This window comes from Arthrobacter sp. 05L44 (genome assembly GCF_056397605.1).
In genome coordinates, this window is record NZ_JBFTNS010000005.1 from 59,041 (window position 1) to 77,253 (window position 18,213).

Annotated in this window: 16 protein-coding genes and 1 tRNA gene; all 17 read left to right on the forward strand. The window is 68.9% G+C overall.

The genetic code is table 11. The features are described 5' to 3' along the window. Positions 1–169 precede the first annotated feature (169 nt). The 17 genes from AC1DHY_RS11720 to AC1DHY_RS11800 all read left to right on the forward strand — a co-directional run bounded on the left by AC1DHY_RS11720 (position 170) and on the right by AC1DHY_RS11800 (position 18,206). Complete coding sequence (locus AC1DHY_RS11720; RefSeq protein ID WP_476877979.1) at positions 170–1,783, forward strand: ABC transporter ATP-binding protein; 1,614 nt, start codon at positions 170–172, stop codon at positions 1,781–1,783. Continuing rightward, positions 1,776–3,170 carry an ABC transporter permease gene (locus tag AC1DHY_RS11725; protein ID WP_476903655.1) on the forward strand — a complete coding sequence of 465 codons (1,395 nt, stop codon included), beginning with the start codon at positions 1,776–1,778 and terminating at the stop codon, positions 3,168–3,170. Before AC1DHY_RS11720 ends, AC1DHY_RS11725 begins: the two co-directional genes overlap by 8 nt. Then, complete coding sequence (locus tag AC1DHY_RS11730) at positions 3,167–4,507, forward strand: ABC transporter permease (RefSeq protein WP_476877981.1); 1,341 nt, start codon at positions 3,167–3,169, stop codon at positions 4,505–4,507. The genes AC1DHY_RS11725 and AC1DHY_RS11730 overlap by 4 nt, the downstream gene beginning before the upstream one ends. 14 nt (positions 4,508–4,521) lie before the next feature. Beyond that, positions 4,522–4,926, forward strand: coding sequence for a cytidine deaminase (locus AC1DHY_RS11735; protein WP_476903701.1), 405 nt, complete (start codon positions 4,522–4,524; stop codon positions 4,924–4,926). After that, positions 4,923–6,260 (forward strand): thymidine phosphorylase, encoded by a 1,338-nt coding sequence (locus AC1DHY_RS11740; protein WP_476903656.1) that lies wholly within the window; start codon positions 4,923–4,925, stop codon positions 6,258–6,260. Before AC1DHY_RS11735 ends, AC1DHY_RS11740 begins: the two co-directional genes overlap by 4 nt. A gap of 167 nt (positions 6,261–6,427) precedes the next feature. After that, on the forward strand, positions 6,428–7,090 hold the full coding sequence (locus AC1DHY_RS11745) for a DedA family protein (RefSeq protein ID WP_476877983.1): 663 nt from the start codon (positions 6,428–6,430) through the stop codon (positions 7,088–7,090). Between the two features lie 181 nt (positions 7,091–7,271). Beyond that, positions 7,272–8,012 (forward strand): DedA family protein, encoded by a 741-nt coding sequence (locus AC1DHY_RS11750; RefSeq protein ID WP_476877984.1) that lies wholly within the window; start codon positions 7,272–7,274, stop codon positions 8,010–8,012. A gap of 32 nt (positions 8,013–8,044) precedes the next feature. After that, positions 8,045–9,202, forward strand: a complete 1,158-nt coding sequence (locus tag AC1DHY_RS11755) for an adenosine deaminase (protein ID WP_476903657.1) — start codon at positions 8,045–8,047, stop codon at positions 9,200–9,202. A 76-nt stretch (positions 9,203–9,278) separates the two neighbouring features. After that, on the forward strand, positions 9,279–9,923 hold the full coding sequence (locus tag AC1DHY_RS11760) for a MazG nucleotide pyrophosphohydrolase domain-containing protein (protein ID WP_476878004.1): 645 nt from the start codon (positions 9,279–9,281) through the stop codon (positions 9,921–9,923). A 128-nt stretch (positions 9,924–10,051) separates the two neighbouring features. Next, complete coding sequence (gene eno, locus AC1DHY_RS11765; RefSeq protein WP_476877986.1) at positions 10,052–11,332, forward strand: phosphopyruvate hydratase; 1,281 nt, start codon at positions 10,052–10,054, stop codon at positions 11,330–11,332. 84 nt (positions 11,333–11,416) lie between these two features. Continuing rightward, positions 11,417–12,145: an FtsB family cell division protein gene (locus tag AC1DHY_RS11770; protein ID WP_476877987.1), complete on the forward strand. Its 729-nt coding sequence runs from the start codon at positions 11,417–11,419 to the stop codon at positions 12,143–12,145. Between the two features lie 182 nt (positions 12,146–12,327). Beyond that, complete coding sequence (locus tag AC1DHY_RS11775) at positions 12,328–12,951, forward strand: DUF501 domain-containing protein (RefSeq protein WP_476903702.1); 624 nt, start codon at positions 12,328–12,330, stop codon at positions 12,949–12,951. After that, positions 12,948–13,895, forward strand: coding sequence for a Ppx/GppA phosphatase family protein (locus AC1DHY_RS11780; protein WP_476903658.1), 948 nt, complete (start codon positions 12,948–12,950; stop codon positions 13,893–13,895). Before AC1DHY_RS11775 ends, AC1DHY_RS11780 begins: the two co-directional genes overlap by 4 nt. 122 nt (positions 13,896–14,017) lie before the next feature. Next, a complete protein-coding gene (locus AC1DHY_RS11785; RefSeq protein ID WP_476877989.1) occupies positions 14,018–15,508 on the forward strand; it encodes a S8 family serine peptidase in 1,491 nt (496 codons plus the stop codon). Between the two features lie 34 nt (positions 15,509–15,542). Continuing rightward, positions 15,543–17,000 (forward strand): NAD(P)/FAD-dependent oxidoreductase, encoded by a 1,458-nt coding sequence (locus AC1DHY_RS11790; RefSeq protein WP_476903659.1) that lies wholly within the window; start codon positions 15,543–15,545, stop codon positions 16,998–17,000. Between the two features lie 123 nt (positions 17,001–17,123). After that, positions 17,124–18,101: an N-acetyltransferase gene (locus AC1DHY_RS11795; protein ID WP_476903660.1), complete on the forward strand. Its 978-nt coding sequence runs from the start codon at positions 17,124–17,126 to the stop codon at positions 18,099–18,101. A gap of 31 nt (positions 18,102–18,132) precedes the next feature. Further along, positions 18,133–18,206 (forward strand) — tRNA-Leu (locus AC1DHY_RS11800). Positions 18,207–18,213: the final 7 nt, after the last annotated feature.

An 18,213-nucleotide genomic window follows, 5' to 3' on the forward strand; every position in this document is an offset into this window, starting at 1 on the left:
CCAAGCGCCACGGCCCGGACGGTCCCAGACCGGACGGGCTGTGGCGCTTTTCGTTGCCGGGGGCACCACCCCTGGTTTCACCCACGGCAGCAGGCACTAGGCTGGTCCTGCAGCCCCATCACCCCCGTCCGGGCCGTGCCCCGGACACAAATCGAGATTGGTCAGAGTTTTGAAACTTGAACTCAAGGGGATCACTAAACGCTTCGGCTCCCTGGTAGCCAACGACCACATTGATGTGGTGGTTGAACCCGGGCAGATCCACTGCTTGCTCGGCGAGAACGGCGCTGGCAAGTCCACGCTGATGAACGTCCTCTACGGGCTCTACGAGCCCACCGAGGGCGAGATCCTCATCGACGACAAACCCGTCAGCTTCCGCGGCCCCGGGGACGCCATGGCAGCCGGCATCGGTATGGTGCACCAGCACTTTATGCTGGTCCCCGTCTTCACCGTCGCGGAAAACGTGGCTTTGGGCGCGGAAACCACCAAAGCCGGCGGGTTCCTCAACCTCGATGACACACGCCGAAAGATCCAGGAGATCTCCGACCGGTACGGGTTCGACGTCGACCCCGACGCCCTGATCGAAGACCTGCCGGTGGGTGTCCAGCAGCGGGTGGAAATCATCAAGGCCCTGGTCCGGGACGCCAAGGTGCTCATCCTGGACGAGCCCACGGCCGTGCTGACCCCGCAGGACACCGACGAACTGCTGGACATCATGCGCCAGCTCAAGAGCCACGGCACGTCGATCGTCTTCATCTCGCACAAACTGCGCGAGGTCAAAGCCGTCTCGGACACCATCACCGTGATCCGTCGCGGCAAGGTGGTTGGTTCCGCCAGCCCCACCGCCTCGACCACCGAGCTCGCCTCGATGATGGTGGGCCGGGCCGTGAACCTGACCCTGGACAAGGCCCCGGCCAAGCCGCAGGAAACCACGTTCCAGGTCAAGGACCTCACCGTGATCGCCCCCAGCGGCCAGCACGTGGTGGACGGCATCAGCTTCGACATCGCCCGCGGTGAGATCCTCGCCGTCGCCGGTGTGCAGGGCAACGGGCAGACCGAGCTCACCGAGGCCATCCTCGGCCTGCAGGACCGCGTCCACGGTTCCATCCTCCTCGACGGCGAGGAACTGGTCGGCCGCAGCGTCAAGGACGTGCTCAAAGCCGGCGTCGGGTTCGTGCCCGAAGACCGCTCGGTGGACGGCCTGATCGGGACCTTTTCGATCGCCGAAAACCTCATCCTGGACCGCTACGACCAGGAACCCTTCGCGAAGGGCATCAGCATGAGCCCGGCGAAGGTCCTGGAGAACGCCAAGACCCGGATCGACGAATTCGATGTCCGCACCCCGTCCGGGGCGCTGGCGGCCGGGACCCTGTCCGGCGGCAACCAGCAGAAGGTGGTCATGGCGCGCGAGCTGTCCCGTCCGCTGCGCCTGTTCATCGCCTCCCAGCCCACCCGCGGCGTCGACGTCGGCTCCATCGAGTTCCTGCACAAGCGGATCGTGGCAGAGCGCGACCACGGCACCCCCGTGATGATCGTCTCCACCGAACTGGACGAAGTGATCGAGCTCGCCGACCGGATCGCCGTGCTCTACAAAGGCCGGCTGGTTGGCATTGTGCCGGCCGGAACAGGACGCGACGTCCTGGGCCTCATGATGGCCGGCCTGTCGCCCGACGAGGCCCACGCCGACACCACCAAGACCCCGGCAACAACAGCCGCTGCCCCGGCGCCCGCCGCCCAGCCCGCGCAGGAGCCCACCTCCGGCGCCGTAGGAGAGCACCATGACTGAGACCAACAAGCCCCGCCACGCGGCTGACCCGGACCCGCGGGAAACCCCCGCGGCCGAAACAGAAACGTCGGAAACCGAAGCACAGGCGGCAGATTCCACCACCGTCACCTCCCTGGACACCGCCGGCGGGGCCATGCGCCCCTCCGCCGTCCCGGTCTCGGGCCAGAGCGGCATTGTCCCCGGCGGCCCCGACTCCGTGCTGCGGAAAATCTTCACCGGATCCGGCATGGTCTCCGTGCTGGCCGTACTCCTCGCGCTGATCCTCGGCGGCCTGCTGATCGCCAGCACCGACAAGACCGTCAGCGCCACCGCCGGCTACCTCTTCGCCCGGCCCAGCGACTTCCTGACCGCCGTCTGGTCCGCCGCCACCCGGTCCTACGTGGCGCTCTTCCAGGGCTCCGTGTTCAACCCCCGCGGCTCCGGGGTGGCTGGGCAGTTCGCCCCGCTGATGGAAACCCTGACCATCGCGACCCCGCTGATCACCGCCGGTCTCGGTGTCGCCCTGGCGTTCCGCGCCGGCCTCTTCAACATCGGTGCGCAGGGCCAGATCATCATGGCCGGCATCCTCGCCTCCTGGGTCGGTTTCGCCCTGCACCTGCCCATGGGGCTGCACCTGCTGCTGGTCCTCGTCGCCGGCGTCGTCGGCGGCGCGCTCTGGGCCGGCCTGGTCGGTTTCCTCAAGGCCCGTACCGGCGCCCATGAAGTGATCCTGACCATCATGTTCAACTACATCGCGCTGTACTTCCTGCGGTACCTGCTGAACACGCCGGCATTCCAGCGGCCGGGGGAGACCAACCCGATCTCGCCGATCCTGGACCCCAGCGCCGTCTACCCGCAGATCCTCGGCACCCAGTACCGGCTGCACCTGGGCTTCCTCCTGGCCATCGCCGCGACCGTCTTCGTCTGGTGGGTGCTGAACCGTTCCACGATCGGTTTCGAGTTCCGCGCCGTTGGGGCCAACCCCAAGGCCGCCCTGACCGCCGGCATCAACGTTCCGCGGGCCACCATCCTCGTGATGGCCATCGCGGGCGCCCTCGCCGGCATGTCCGGCGTCGCCCAGGTGGCCGGGACCGAAAAGGTCCTGACCGACGGCGTTGCGGCCACCTACGGCTTTGACGCCATCACGGTGGCCCTGCTGGGACGTTCGACGCCGTGGGGCACCTTCGCCGCCGGCCTGCTGTTCGGCGCCTTCCGCGCCGGCGCCGTCCAGATGCAGATCCAGACCGGAACGCCGATCGATATTGTCCTGGTGGTCCAGTCCCTGATCGTGCTCTTCATCGCCGCCCCGCCGCTGGTGCGCGCGGTGTTCGGCCTGAACCCGCGCAAGAAGAAGGCCGCCAAGGCCGCCACGTCCAAAAAGGCAGCAACCACCGGAGCAGCAGCATGAGCACAACAGCAACTTCGCCCCAGCCGGGGAAGCCGCAACCCGAACCGCGCGCAGCCGGAGCGGCGTCGCCCAAGCAGCACACCACCGCCGTGACCGCCAAGCCGGTGACCTGGAAGCTCCCGGCCACCCTGGTGGTGCTCGCCGTCGTCGCGTTCATCTTCTTTGGCCTGATGGGCCCGCACCAGACCGCCAAGTTCGGGATCTCCACCGGCAGCGACTTCTTCCAGCTCCCGGCCCTCGAAGTCCCCGCGTTCCTCGGCGGCATCGTCCTGTCGGTGCTGATGCTGGCGCTGGCCGGGTACGCCGTGTTCCTCAAAACCCGCGACACCAAGGTCCCGGGCTGGGTCACGGTCGCCTTCATCGTGCTGTTCGTCGCCGCCTTCCTCATCTGGGTGGTCGGCGGCGCCCGCACCACCAACATCTCCCTCGCCGGCCTGATCGCCGGATCGGTGACCCTGGCGGTCCCGCTGGTGTTCGGTTCGCTGTCCGGCGTGCTCTGCGAGCGTGTCGGCGTCGTCAACATCGCCATCGAGGGCCAGCTCCTCGGCGGCGCGTTCACGGCCGCCATCATCGCCACCCTGACGCACAACGCCTTCCTGGGCCTGCTCGCGGCGGCCGTCGCCGGCGCGCTGGTGTCCATGGTCCTGGCCCTGTTCAGCATCAAATACGTCGTCAACCAGATCATCGTCGGCGTTGTGCTCAACGTCCTCGTCTCCGGCGTCACCGGCTTCCTGTTCAGCACCGTCATGCAGGCGGACAAGGACAAGTTCAACTCGCCGGCCCACCTGGACCCCATCACCATCCCGGTCCTCGGCGACATCCCGCTGATCGGGCCCATCCTGTTCAAGCAGTCCCTGATCGGCTACCTCATGTACATCGCCGTGATCGTTGTCTGGGTGGGCCTGTTCAAGACCAAGTGGGGCCTGCGCGTCCGCGCCGTGGGCGAGCACCCGCAGGCCGCCGACACCATGGGCATCAAGGTCAATGCCACCCGCTTCTGGAACGTCACCCTGGGCGGCGCCATCGCAGGCATCGGCGGTTCCTTCTTCACCCTGGTCGCGATCGACAGCTTCACCAAGGAGATCTCCGGCGGCCGCGGCTTCATCGCCCTGGCTGCGCTGATCTTCGGCCGCTGGAACCCGATCGGTGCGTTCTTCGCCGCCCTGCTGTTCGGCTTCGCCGACAACCTGCAGAGCATCGTGACGATCATCGGCACCCCGGTACCCAGCCAGTTCATGGCCATGCTCCCGTACCTGGTGACGGTCCTCGCCGTCGCCGGCCTGGTCGGTCGCTCCCGGCCGCCGGCAGCCAGCGGCATCCCGTACGTCAAGGGCTGACCATGACGGACACCATGCCTGCCGCCGCCGTGGACTGGGCTGCCCTCGAGGCCGCCGCCGTCGCGGCCATGAAGAAGGCCTACGCGCCCTATTCGAAGTTCGCGGTGGGGGCTGCTGCCCTCACCGCGGACGGCCGGATCGTCAGCGGCTGCAACGTCGAAAACGCCAGCTACGGGCTCACCCTCTGCGCCGAGTGCGCACTGGTGGGCAACCTGCACATGACCGGAGGCGGCCTACTCCGCGCCTTCTACTGTGTTGACGCGGACGGCAACGTGCTGATGCCGTGCGGGCGCTGCCGGCAGCTGCTCTACGAATTCCGGGCCCCCGACATGCAGCTCATGACCACGCAGGGCATCAAGACGATGGACCAGGTGCTCCCCGATGCATTTGGCCCCCAAAACCTGGAGGAAACCCGGTGACACAGACCACCAGCAACACATCCGGCGGCAACGCTGAAGCGTTCGACGCCGTCGACATCATCCGCGTCAAGCGGGACAAGGGCGTGCTCAGCCCGGCCCAGATCGACTGGACTATCGACGCCTACACCCGCGGCGCCATCGCCGACGAGCAGATGGCGGCCCTGAACATGGCCATCCTGCTCAACGGCATGGACCGTGCCGAGATTTCCCGCTGGACCGCGGCCATGATCGCCTCCGGCGAGCGGATGGACTTCTCCAGCCTGCGCCGGCCCGACGGCGGCATGAAGGCGACCTCGGACAAGCACTCCACGGGCGGCGTGGGGGACAAGATCACCCTGCCGCTGGCGCCCCTCGTGGCCGTCTTCGGGGTCGCCGTGCCGCAGCTGTCCGGCCGCGGCCTCGGCCACACCGGCGGGACCCTGGACAAGCTCGAGGCCATCCCGGGCTGGCGCGCGGCGCTCAGCAACGAGGAAATGCTCGCCCAGCTCCAGGACGTCGGCGCGGTCATTTGCGCCGCCGGCGCCGGACTCGCCCCGGCCGACAAGAAGCTTTACGCCCTGCGCGATGTCACCGGCACGGTCGAGGCCATCCCGCTGATCGCCTCCTCGATCATGAGCAAGAAGATCGCCGAAGGCACCGGATCCCTGGTCCTGGACGTCAAGGTGGGCAGCGGGGCGTTTATGAAGGACGAGGCCCGGGCCCGGGAACTCGCCGAGACCATGGTGGCCCTGGGCAAGGACGCCGGCGTCAACACCGTGGCGCTGCTGACCAACATGAACACCCCGCTGGGCCTCACCGCCGGTAACGCCATTGAGGTCGAGGAATCCGTCGAGGTCCTGGCCGGCGGCGGCCCGGAAGACGTCGTCGAACTCACCGTCCGGCTGGCCGAGGAGATGCTCGCCTGCGCCGGAGTGCACGACGCCGATCCGCGCGCCGCGCTCAAGGACGGCCGGGCCATGGACGTCTGGAACCGGATGATCGAGGCCCAGGGCGGCGACCCGCGGGCCACCCTGCCGGTCGCGAAGGAGTCCGAAACCATCTACGCGCAGGCGGACGGTGTCCTGGTGGAACTCGACGCGATGGCCGTGGGCGTCGCAGCGTGGCGCCTCGGTGCCGGGCGCGCCCGCAAGGAGGACCAGGTCCAGGCCGGCGCCGGTGTGCGGATGCACGCCAAGCCCGGCGCCACGGTCCGCGCCGGCGAGCCGCTGATGACCCTTCTGACGGACACGCCGGAGAAGTTCGACCGTGCCAAGGAGGCGCTCGAGCACGCCGCCGTGATCGCCCCCGAGGGCTCCCGCCCCGCGCAGCAGCTCATTATCGACCGGATCGCCTAACCCCCCGGGCGACCCCAGCCCCGCCCCACCCGTTGCCCTATCACTTTTGGCTGCTCTCACCCCGGTTTAGCCGCCAAAAGTGATAGGGCAACGGGCGCCGGGGCGGGCAGTACACTGGCACCACAGTATTCCGGGAGAAACCGGGCACCGCCGTGCGTTAGGAAACCGTGCAGGCAATTAACGACTTCATCCTGGCAGCCGCAGGCCAACCCTGGGTCCTCGTCCTCGTCTTCGCCTGTTGTGTGATCGACGGGTTCTTCCCGCCCGTGCCTAGCGAGTCCGTGGTGGTCGGACTGGCCGCGGTGGCCGCCTCCGCCGAGGTGCCCAACCCGCTCCTGCTGGCCGTGATCGCAGCCGCCGGCGCGTTCACCGGCGACAACATCGCCTACCTGATCGGCCGGGCAACCGGCACCGGACGCTGGGCCTGGATGCGAGCGTACCGGGCGCAACGGGCCTTCCTGTGGGCCGGCGGTGAACTCCGCAAACGTCCCGCCTCCCTGATCATGGTGGCCCGGTTTGTCCCCATCGGCCGGGTGGCGGTCAACCTCACCGCCGGCGCCACCAGTTTCGCGCACTCCCGCTTTGTCGGCCTCACCATACTGTCCGCGATGCTGTGGTCCGGGTACTCCGTGGCGGTCGGGCTGTTCTTCGGGCAGTGGTTCGAAGACAACCACCTCCTCGGCGCCACCATCGCGATCATCTGCGCCATTCTGTTGGGCATCGCCGTCGACCTCGGCCTCAGCCGGCTCCGCGGCCGGGTGCCGGACGGACGCCAGCCGGACGGACGCCAGCCGGACGGGCAACGGACGGCCCCGCCCGCCGACGGCTGACAGCGGCCCCGTGGCCCGCGTCATGGCCGGATTTTTCGGTCCCGCCGCGTAGCGCCCGGCGCCCGGCACGTGGGACACTTAGGTGCGATTCACGTCACGTCGGTGCCGTAAACCAGCATTACCGATCCCCTTCCGTCCCGGGTACATTCCCACCCTTCAGTTTTCGAGGAGCGCAGCCCGCGTGGAGTTCATTAATGAGGCCGTGCTCCATGCAGCCGGCCAGTGGTGGATCTACCCCCTCCTGCTGGTGTTCTTCTTCGTCGACGGCTTCGCCATGGTGGTGCCCAGCGAAACCCTGATTGTGGCCCTCGCCGCGTACTCCCGGCACAGTGGACAGCCCAACCTCTGGCTCCTCGGCCTGACGGCACTGATCGGCGCCGTCGCCGGGGACAACATGGCCTACCTGCTGGGCCGCAAGATCGGCATCGAACGCTTCCGCTGGATGCGGAAACCCAAAGTCCAGCGCGTCTTCGCCTGGGCCCGGTACGAGCTGGAAAAACGCGGCGCGGTCCTGATTTTCACCGCCCGCTACATCCCCTGGGGCCGCGTCGCGGTCAACTACGTGGCCGGTACCACGGGGTTCCCGCACCGCCGCTTCTTCTTCCTGGACGCCGTCGCGTGCCTCACCTGGGTGATCTACTCGATCGGGATCGGCATCCTCGCCAGTTCCTTCCCGTGGCTGCACCACAACCCGCTCCTCAGCGCCGGGATCGCCGTCGTCTTCGCCATTGTCCTGGGCATCGCCGTTGACCACGCGCTGCGCTGGTGGCACAAACGGCTGGGCCGGCACGACGAGCCGACAGACGGTGCCGCCGCCGGCACTGCACCGGACCATGCCGCAACCGACGGCGCCGCGGACGCTGCCGGGTCCGAGCCGGTGCTGACTGCCCGGTCAGCGGAGAACGACGCCTCCCGCAAGTAGCGCCCGGCGCCGTCCGACCCTAAGGTTGGAACGTGACTGAGACTATTCTTGACGCTGCCCCTGACCTCGAATTCGACCTGAAGGGCCTTCCCAAGGTTTCCCTTCACGACCACCTGGACGGCGGACTCCGTCCGGCCACCATTATTGAACTTGCCGAGGCCGTCGGCCACACCCTGCCTTCCACGGACCCCGTCGCACTGGGGGAGTGGTTCCGCGAATCCGCAGACTCCGGCTCGCTGGTCCGCTACCTCGAAACGTTCGACCACACCATCGCCGTGATGCAGACCAAGGAAGGCCTGTTCCGCGTAGCCAAGGAGTTCGTTGAGGACCTGGCGGACGACGGCGTGGTGTACGGCGAGGTGCGCTGGGCACCGGAACAGCACCTGCAGCAGGGCCTGTCCCTGGACGACGTCGTCGAAGCGGTCCAGGCCGGACTCGATGCCGGCGTCGACGCCGTCGCGGAGACCGGACGCGAGATCCAGGTCGGCCAGCTGATCACGGCCATGCGCCATGCCGACCGTGGCCAGGAAATCGCCGAGCTGGCCGTCCGGCACCGCTACAAGGGTGCCGTCGGCTTCGACATTGCCGGGGCCGAGGACGGCTTCCTGCCCTCCCGCTTCAAGGACGCCTTCACCTACCTGGCCGAGCACAACTTCCCTGCCACCATCCACGCCGGCGAGGCCGCCGGGCTGGACAGCATCCAGTCCGCCCTGGTGGACGGCCGCGCCCTTCGCCTGGGCCACGGCGTCCGGATCGCTGAAGACGTGTCCGTCGAGTTCGAAGAGGCCGAGGACGCCGACCCGGACAGTGACGAAGTCGATGACAACATCGGCCTCGTAACCCTGGGCGAGCTGGCCAGCTGGGTCCGGGACCGCGGCATCGCCCTCGAAATCTGCCCGTCGTCGAACCTGCAGACCGGTGCGATCGCCGGCTTCGGTGAAGGCATCGAAAGCCACCCGGTGGACATGCTCTACCAGCTGGGCTTCAACGTCACCATCAACACCGATAACCGGCTGATGAGCGGCGTCACCCTCACCGACGAGTTCGAGCTCCTGGTGGAGACCTTCGACTACGACCTCGATGACCTGCTCGAGCTCACGTTGAACGCAGCCGAGGCCGCGTTCCTGCCGCTGGAGGAGAAGGAAGCCCTGGTCGAATACATCAACGAGGCCTACGCCGACCTTGGCTAAGGACTCCAACCCCGTGGACGCGCCGCTCGGCGACCTGGTGCGAACCATCGCCGAGCTGCGCGTCCACTGCCCCTGGATGGGCGCCCTGACCCACGCCTCCCTCGTGGAATACCTCCTCGAGGAAGCCCATGAGGTAGCCGAAACCATCGAGGCCGACGGCGGCGACGCCGAACTTCAGGCGGAACTCGGCGACGTCCTATTGCAAGTGGTGCTGCACGCCCGGCTCGCCGAGGAACGCGGCGCGTTCACGTTCGACGACGTCGCCCGCGGCCTGCGCGCGAAGATGATCCGCCGCAATCCGCACGTCTTCCGCCCGGACGGGACCCTGCAGGAGACCTTTCCCGCCCCAGTGCAGGACATCGTCCAGACCTGGGACGCGGTCAAGAGGGCCGAAAAGCCGGACCGCGGCCACGTCTTCGACGGCGTCCCGGCCGCCCTGCCGGCCCTGGCCCGGACCCAGAAGCTGCTGGACCGCGCCGAACGCGCCACGGCCGCAACGCGGCCACCAGCCCCCGCGCCGCCCGCCGCCGTCGCGCCCGCCACCGAACAGGAACTCGGTGAGGTGCTGTTCGGCATCGTCGCGGCGGCCCGGGCCAACGGACTGGACGCGGAACGGGCGCTCCGGGCAGCCAACCGGGCGTTCCAGGAGGCCCAGGAGGGCCCGCACGACGGCGATGCCCGCGGCGCGGCACCATCAGCACCGCGTCCGGGGACTGGATAGCTTTCCGTAACTTATCCCACTCTCGACTAGGCTAAGGGCGACGAGGACGTCGGTTTTCAGCTTGATCCACCGCTAGTTTCCCAGCAGTCAGATTCCCAGCAGATCGCTTCACCCAAAGGAGCATATTCATGGCGCTTATCGATGCCATCCACGCCCGCGAGATCCTCGATTCCCGCGGCAACCCGACCGTAGAAGTTGAAGTCCTGCTCTCCGACGGCCAAATCGGCCGCGCAGCAGTTCCGTCCGGTGCCTCCACCGGCGAACACGAGGCCGTGGAACTCCGCGACGGCGACAAGGGCCGTTACCTCGGCAAGGGCGTGCAGAAGGCCGTTGACGCGGTCATCGACCAGATCGCCCCGGCCCTGATCGGCTTCGACGCCACCGACCAGCGCAGCATCGACCAGGCCATGATCGACCTGGACGGCACCGCCAACAAGAGCAAGCTGGGCGCCAACGCCATCCTCGGTGTGTCCCTGGCCGTCGCCAACGCCGCGGCCGCCTCCGCCGACCTGCCGCTCTACAAGTACCTGGGCGGACCGAACGCCCACGTCCTGCCCGTGCCGCTGATGAACATCCTTAACGGCGGCTCCCACGCGGACTCCGACGTCGACATCCAGGAATTCATGGTGGTTCCGCTCGGCGCCGAGACCTTCTCCGAAGGCCTGCGCTGGGGCGTTGAGGTCTACCACGCACTCAAGGCTGTGCTGCAGTCCAAGGGCCTGGCCACCGGCCTCGGCGACGAGGGCGGCTTCGCGCCGAACCTGCCGTCCAACCGCGCCGCCCTGGACCTGATCCAGGAAGCCATCAAGAACGCCGGTTACACCCCGGGCAAGGACATCGCCCTGGCCCTCGACGTCGCCTCCTCCGAGTTCTTCAAGGACGGCGGCTACCAGTTCGAAGGCAGGACCCTCAGCTCCGCCGACATGAGCGCCTACTACGCCGAACTGGTCGCCGACTACCCGCTGGTCTCCATCGAGGACCCGCTGGACGAGAACGACTGGGAAGGCTGGAAGGCCCTCACCGATTCGATCGGCGACAAGGTGCAGATCGTGGGCGATGACCTCTTCGTCACCAACCCGGAGCGCCTGCAGACCGGCATCGACTCGAGCACCGCCAACTCGCTGCTGGTCAAGGTCAACCAGATCGGTTCCCTGACCGAGACGCTCGACGCCGTGTCCCTCGCCCAGCGCGCCGGGTACACGACCATCACCTCGCACCGCTCCGGCGAAACCGAGGACACCACCATTGCTGACATCGCCGTTGCCACCAACGCGGGCCAGATCAAGACCGGTGCCCCGGCCCGCTCCGAGCGCGTCGCCAAGTACAACCAGCTGCTGCGCATCGAAGAGGAACTCGACGACGCCGCACGCTACGCGGGCCGCAGCGCCTTCCCGCGTTTCAAGGGCTAGTACCCGCGAAAACCGGTAACCGGTGGCTATGGTTGAAAGACCATGGCCACCGGTTCTGTTTTTGGCCTGCGTTGAAGGAGTGACATGGCAACCCGCCGTCCCAAAGTTCCCCGGGCCGCTGCTGCGGCCCCGAAGTCTACGGCCACCAGCCGGGGGGCCGCCGACGGCGCCGACGTCATCCGTGCCGATTTCGGCGGCTCGCGGCACGGCAGCGAATCCGCCGGCCGCGCGCCCGGCCACCACACCGCAACCCCTCCTCCCGCCGCACCGCCGTCGGCACCCGCGAGTGCCGGCACCCGGGGCGCGGCAGGGGCCGCCGCAACTCCGGGGGCAGGCCACCCGAAAACCGGGTCCGCCAAAGCCGCAGCCAAACCTGCTGCCGCAAAATTCGGCCAGTCCGTCCCAACGGACGGCGCGGACCCCGTACCGGCCAAGGCCTTCTCCGGGCGCCTGCTCGCCCTGGGTGTTGTCATGATTGCCATCACCATCATGCTGGCTCCCACAGTGCGGATCTTCCTCGAAAAACGCGCCGAAATCGCCGCGCTGCAGGCGGACATCTCGGCGGAGGAGAACAAGCAGGCGGACCTCAAACGGCAGGTCTCCCGCTGGCAGGACCCCAACTACGTGAAGCAGCAGGCCCGCGACCGCATTAACATGGTTATGCCCGGTGAAACCGGCTACTGGGTTTACGGCAGCGATTTACCCGTCACGACGTCCGGTTCGGGCGCCGCGGCAGGATCAGCCGGCGACCCCGCCAATCTGCCCTGGGTGGATTCCCTCTGGGACTCCATCAGGCGGTCGGCCACAGACTAGGGCGGCGCCCGCCGCCGGATCACCACAGCCAGGTGATTCCAACAGGGCAGGAAGGTGCCGCACCAGTGGACGAGAACCGAGTGGACGATTCCCGGCAAGGGAACGCCGCCCCAACGCCCCCCGATCACGCGACCCCGGCGCCGGACGATGCCCGCCGGCCCTCGGCACGGGACCTTGATGTCCTGAGCCGGCAGCTCGGACGCCCGGTGCGCGACGTCGTGGAGATCCCGGCCCGCTGTGTGTGCGGCAACCCCCTCGTCGCGGCCACCTCGCCGCGGCTGAGCAACGGGACGCCTTTCCCCACCACGTTCTACCTGACCCACCCGGTCATCACCTCGGCCGTATCCCGGCTGGAAGCTGCAGGGCTGATGAACGAGATGAACGACCGGCTCGGAGCCGACGGGTCGCTGGCAGCGGACTACCGGGCCGCCCACGAGGCCTACCTCGAGGCCCGCGCCGGCATCGGCGCACGGTCCGGCATCGGCGCCGTCCCGGAGATCGACGGGATCTCCGCCGGCGGTATGCCCACCCGGGTCAAATGCCTGCACGTGCTGGTGGGCCACTCGCTCGCGGCCGGCCCCGGCGTCAACCCTCTCGGCGACGAGGCCCTCGAGGGCATCAGCGAATGGTGGACCCGTGACCGCTGCTACTGCGACGGCGCGTGGGACACCGGCGGTGAAGCCCCGTCACAGGACCTGAGCCGGCACGGGCCGCAGGGCCTCCCGGAGATCGTGGGCCGGCCCGCCCCGGTCCGCAAATCCCGCACCGCTGACGGCACCGCGGACGACGCCGGAGCCGGGCAGTGAGCCGGGTCGCCGCGATCGATTGCGGCACCAACTCCATCCGCCTGCTCATCGCCGATGTGGCGGCAGACGGCGCGATGCCCAGGCTCGCCGACGTCGTGCGGGAAATGCGTGTGGTGCGGCTGGGCCAGGGCGTCGACGCCACCGGCGAATTCGCCCAGGACGCGCTGGACCGGACCCTCGAGGCCACCCGCGACTACGCCGAGCTGATCCGGCACCATGGTGCCGGGAAGGTGCGTTTTGTGGCGACCTCCGCCACCAGGGATGCCAGGAACCGCCAGGTCTTCATCGACGGCGTCCGTGACCTGCTCGGCGTCGAGCCTGAAGTGATCACCGGCGACGAGGAAGCCGCGCTGTCCTTTGCCGGCGCCAGCAGTGTGCTGCCCTCGCGGGGCAAGGACCCGGTCCTGGTGGTAGACCTCGGCGGCGGCAGCACCGAGTTCGTCCTCGGCGACGCCGACGGCGTCATCGCCGCCCGGTCCGTCGACGTCGGCTGCGTCAGGATGACCGAACGGCACCTCCAGGACGACCCGCCGACTGCGGAGCAGATAGCCGCAGCCGAGGCCGACGTCGACGCCGCCATCAGCCAGGCAGCCCTCACGGTGCCGTTGGAGCGTGCCACGGCCGTGATCGGCGTCGCCGGCTCTGTCACGACCATCACTGCGCACGCGCTGAAGCTGCCGGAATACTCGCCGGCCGCCATCCACGGCACCGAACTGGACCTGGACACCGTCCGCCAAGCGTGCACCTCGCTGCTCGAAATGTCCCGCGAGGACCGGGCCGCCCTGCCGTACATGCACCCCGGCCGGGTGGACGTCATCGGCGCCGGCGGACTGGTCTGGCGGCGGATCCTGGACCGGATGGCGGATGCCACCGGCCAGCGGATCACCACAGCGGTGACCAGCGAACACGATATTCTGGACGGAATCGCCCTGAGCATCAGCTAGCACCGTGCCGGCCCGGCAACGCCACCATGTCGGATGCACCAGCTGGTGCCGTGCCGCCCCGCGGCCCCGCCGACTGCCATGCGCGGAACCCCGCCCGCAGCCAACCCGCCGATTGGACCCGAATGACCAGAGCAACAGCCCGGCGCCGCCGGACCGCCTCCGCATTGCTGGCCCTCGCCCTCGCCGGCGGGAGCGCCGCGGGCGCTCTCTCGGCGGCACCGGCGGCCCAGGCCGACTCCACCCGGGACAAGGAATACTGGCTGGCCGAGTCCGGAATCAAAAAGGCCTGGGAAGTGTCCAAGGGGGCGAACGTCAAGGTCGCCGTCATAGACAGCGGCGTGGACGGCAACCACCCCGACCTCAAGGGCGTCCTGACCGGCGGCACGGACGTGTCCGGGGCCGGCGCCGCGGACGGACGCAAGAGCATCGGGGCCAAACCCGAGCACGGAACCCTGGTGGCGACCATGCTGGCCGGCCGCGGCCACCAGCCGGCCAAGTCCACCGCGAAGCCCTCTGCGAAGCCGGGGGTCGGCCCCGACGGGATTGTCGGGGTTGCCCCGGAGGCCCAGATCCTCTCCGTGTCCACCTGGCTCGGCTCGGAGAACCCGGGCGGGAAGAGCGACCAGGACCAGATTCCTGAGGCGGTCCGCTGGGCGGTGGACAACGGCGCCCGCGTCATCAATATTTCCCTCGGCAGCACCTCCCCGGAGTGGCCGCAAAGCTGGGACGCGGCGTTCCTCTACGCCGAACAGAAAGACGTCGTCATCGTGGCCGCGGCCGGCAACCGGGTGGGCGGCAACATCCAGGTGGGCGCACCCGCCACCATCCCCGGCGTCCTGACCGTGGCCGGCCTTGACCGCAAGGGCGTGGCCAGCGTCGACTCCTCCTCCCAGGGCATCAGCATCGGCGTCGCCGCGCCGGCCGAAACCCTGGTGGGCGGCCTCCCCGGCGGCGGCTACGCCGAATGGGCGGGCACCTCCGGCGCTACCCCCATCGTGGCCGGCGTCGCCGCCCTGATCCGTTCCAAATGGCCGGAGATGTCCGCCAGCCAGGTCATCAACCGGATCGTCACCACGGCGAAGGACGCCGGGGCGCCGGGCAAGGACCCGCTGTACGGCTTCGGTGTGCTGAACGCGGAGGCGGCGTTGAAGGCCGACGTCGCGGAAACCACCGTGAACCCGCTGGGGTCGATCTCGGACTGGATCCGGGTGCACCGGCGGGGCAACCCGGTGCACAGCGCGCCCGCCCCCGCGCCCACACCCTCCAGCGCCGCGCCGACCCTGCCCGACGCGACCGTCCCCGCCGCGGAGGCACCCTCACCGGCCGACAGCGCCGTCCCGGCCATGGTGGTGCTTGGCTTCGGCGGGCTCATTGCCTGCATCATCGCGGCGGCCGCCATCCAGCTGCGGCGCGCGGTCCGCGGCTCCACGGCCGTGACGGGTGCAGGGGAGGGGCTCGAACCAGGCGCCGGGCCGGAGCCCGAACCGGAGCCCGAACCGGAGCCCGGACCCGAGGCGGGTCCGCCGGCCGGTCCGGATACAGGCCACGCAGCCGGGCCCGATGACGCACCGGCAACCCCGGATTCCGCGGAGCGTAGCACTCCGAGTAGTTAGTGAAGTTTTTCACAAACTACGGTATCCTTGTGGCATGGCATCCACCCTTCAGCTCCAGGACCGTCCCAGGGTACTCGTCGTCGGCGGCGGGTACGTCGGCCTGTACGTAGCCCTCAAACTGCAGAAAAAGATCGCGAATGCCGGTGGCATCGTCACCCTCGTTGATCCGCTGCCTTACATGACTTACCAGCCGTTCCTGCCGGAAGTGGCCGGCGGAAACATCGAGGCGCGTCACGCTGTGGTCTCGCACCGCCAGCACCTCAAGCAGACCGAACTGATCCAGGGCCGCGTCACCTCGATCGACCACGTCAACCGCACGGCCGTCGTGGCGCCGTCGGACGGCACCGAAAACTTCGAGATCCCCTACTTCGACGTCGTCCTCGCCGCCGGTGCGATCACCCGCACCTTCCCGATCAAGGGCCTGGCGGACAAGGGCATCGGCCTGAAGACCATCGAGGAAGCTGTCGCCCTGCGCAACAGCGTCCTGGAGCGCATCGAGACCGGCTCGCTGATGACCGATCCGGCCGAACGCGCCCGCGCCCTGACGTTCGTCGTCGTCGGCGGCGGCTTCGCCGGCATCGAGTGCATCACCGAAATGGAAGACCTCGCCCGCGCCGCGGTCAAGAACAACCCGCGCGTCAAGCAGGAGGAAGTCCGCTTCGTCCTGGTCGAGGCCATGGGCCGCATTATGCCCGAGGTCACGGCCAAGCAGGCCGAGTGGGTCGTCGAGCACCTGCGCAGCCGCGGCATCGAGGTTCTGCTCAACACCTCGCTGGACAACGCCGAGGGCTCGCTGAAGCTCATCAACCTGCCGGACAAGACCCCGGCCCAGGAATTCGAATCGGACACCCTGGTCTGGACTGCCGGTGTGCAGGCCAACCCCATGGTCCGTTCCACCGATTTCCCGCTGGAGCCCCGCGGCCGCGTCCGCGTCCTCCCGGACCTCCGCATCTCCGGCGACGAGGGCATCGTGGAGAACGCCTGGGCTGCCGGCGACATCGCGGCTGTCCCGGACCTCACGGGCAGCGGCCTGCCGGACGGCACCTGCGTCCCGAACGCCCAGCACGCGCTGCGCCAGGCCAAGCGCCTTGCCAAGAACCTGTGGGCCTCCCGCTGGGACAAGGAGCTCAAGGACTACAAGCACAAGAACCTGGGCGCCGTCGCCGGCTTCGGCGAATGGAAGGGCGTTGCCAACATCAACATCATCGGCCGCATCGGCCTTAAGGGCCCGCTGGCCTGGCTCGCGCACCGCGGCTACCACGGCCTGGCGATGCCCACGGTCGAGCGCAAGATCCGCGTCATCTCCGGTTGGTTCTGGGCTCTCTTCCTGGGCCGCGACACCACCCAGCTGATGGACCTCGACAACCCGCGCGGCGCCTTCGTGGCCGCAGCGACGCCGGCCCCCAAGCCTGCCGCTGCCCCCGCCGCACCGGCGGCCGACAAGCCGGCCGAGGCACCTGCCAAGGAAACTGTCGTGGCTGACTCCAAGTAGTCCGTAGCAGTCCGACGACGGCGGCCGTTCCCTTCCGGGGGAGCGGCCGCCGTCGTCGTTGGAGGCCGTCCGCGTGAAGACCGGATTGGCCGCCGGGCGGCCCGCCCCGCCTAGACTGGCCCCATGACTCCCGCTGAGAAGGACCTCAACACCCTGCTGGCGACCATGCGGCCGGTGATCCGTGAGGGCGAGTACGTCTACGCGCTCTGGCCGCACGGCAAACCCCTGGCCGGCCACGTGGCCGCGGCTGTCCGCGAGGCCGAGGGCCTGACGGTGGTGCTTCCGCGGGCCGATGCCGACGCCCTGGGCCTGGACTACGACTTCGTTGCCGCCTGGATAACCCTCCAGGTGCATTCCGCGCTGGAGGCGATTGGCCTGACGGCGGCTGTGAGCACTGCCCTGACGGAGGCCAAAATCAGCTGCAACGTGCTGGCCGGGTTCCACCACGACCACCTGCTGGTTCCCGTGCCGGACGCCCAGCGCGCCCTCGAAGTCCTGCATGAGCTCTCCGCCGAGGGCCGCGCCGCAAACAGCGGGCAGACGCCCCCTGCCCCCACCCTGGTGCTGCGGGGCGAAGTGCCCGCAGACCGCCCCGCGCTGCTGGATCTCGCTGCGGCGGCCTTCGCCATCTCGCCGGCCACCGGGCTGGCAGTGGAGGGGGAGCCGGAGGAAGTGGACCTGCTGCGGCGGCTGTTCGAGTGCGGGGAATACCTGCCGGAGTTCAGCATTGTGGCCGAACTCGACGGCGAGATCGTAGGGCACGTCATCAGCACCCGGGGCCGGGCGGGGGATCTGGACCTGCTGGGCCTCGGGCCGATCGGCGTCACCCCGCGGCTCCAGCGGCACGGAATCGGCTCGGCGCTGATGAAGGAGACCATTGACCGGGCCAACGCGGCGGGGGAGCGGGGCATCGCGCTGCTGGGCAGCCCTGAGTACTACGCCCGCTTCGGCTTCGTCCCTTCCACGTCCCTGGGGGTGCAGGCACCGGACCCGGCGTGGGGCGAACTCTTCCAGCTGCTGCCGCTGGCCCTCTGGCAGGGCGGCGCCGACGGAACGTTCCAGTACGCGGCGCCGTTCGACGTGCCGGCCGCCGCGTCGTAGGAACGCGCCGGCGGGATACCATTGACCGGGCGCCCCAGTAGCCCAATTGGCAGAGGCAGCGGACTTAAAATCCGCGTGTTGTGGGTTCGAGTCCCACCTGGGGCACACATGG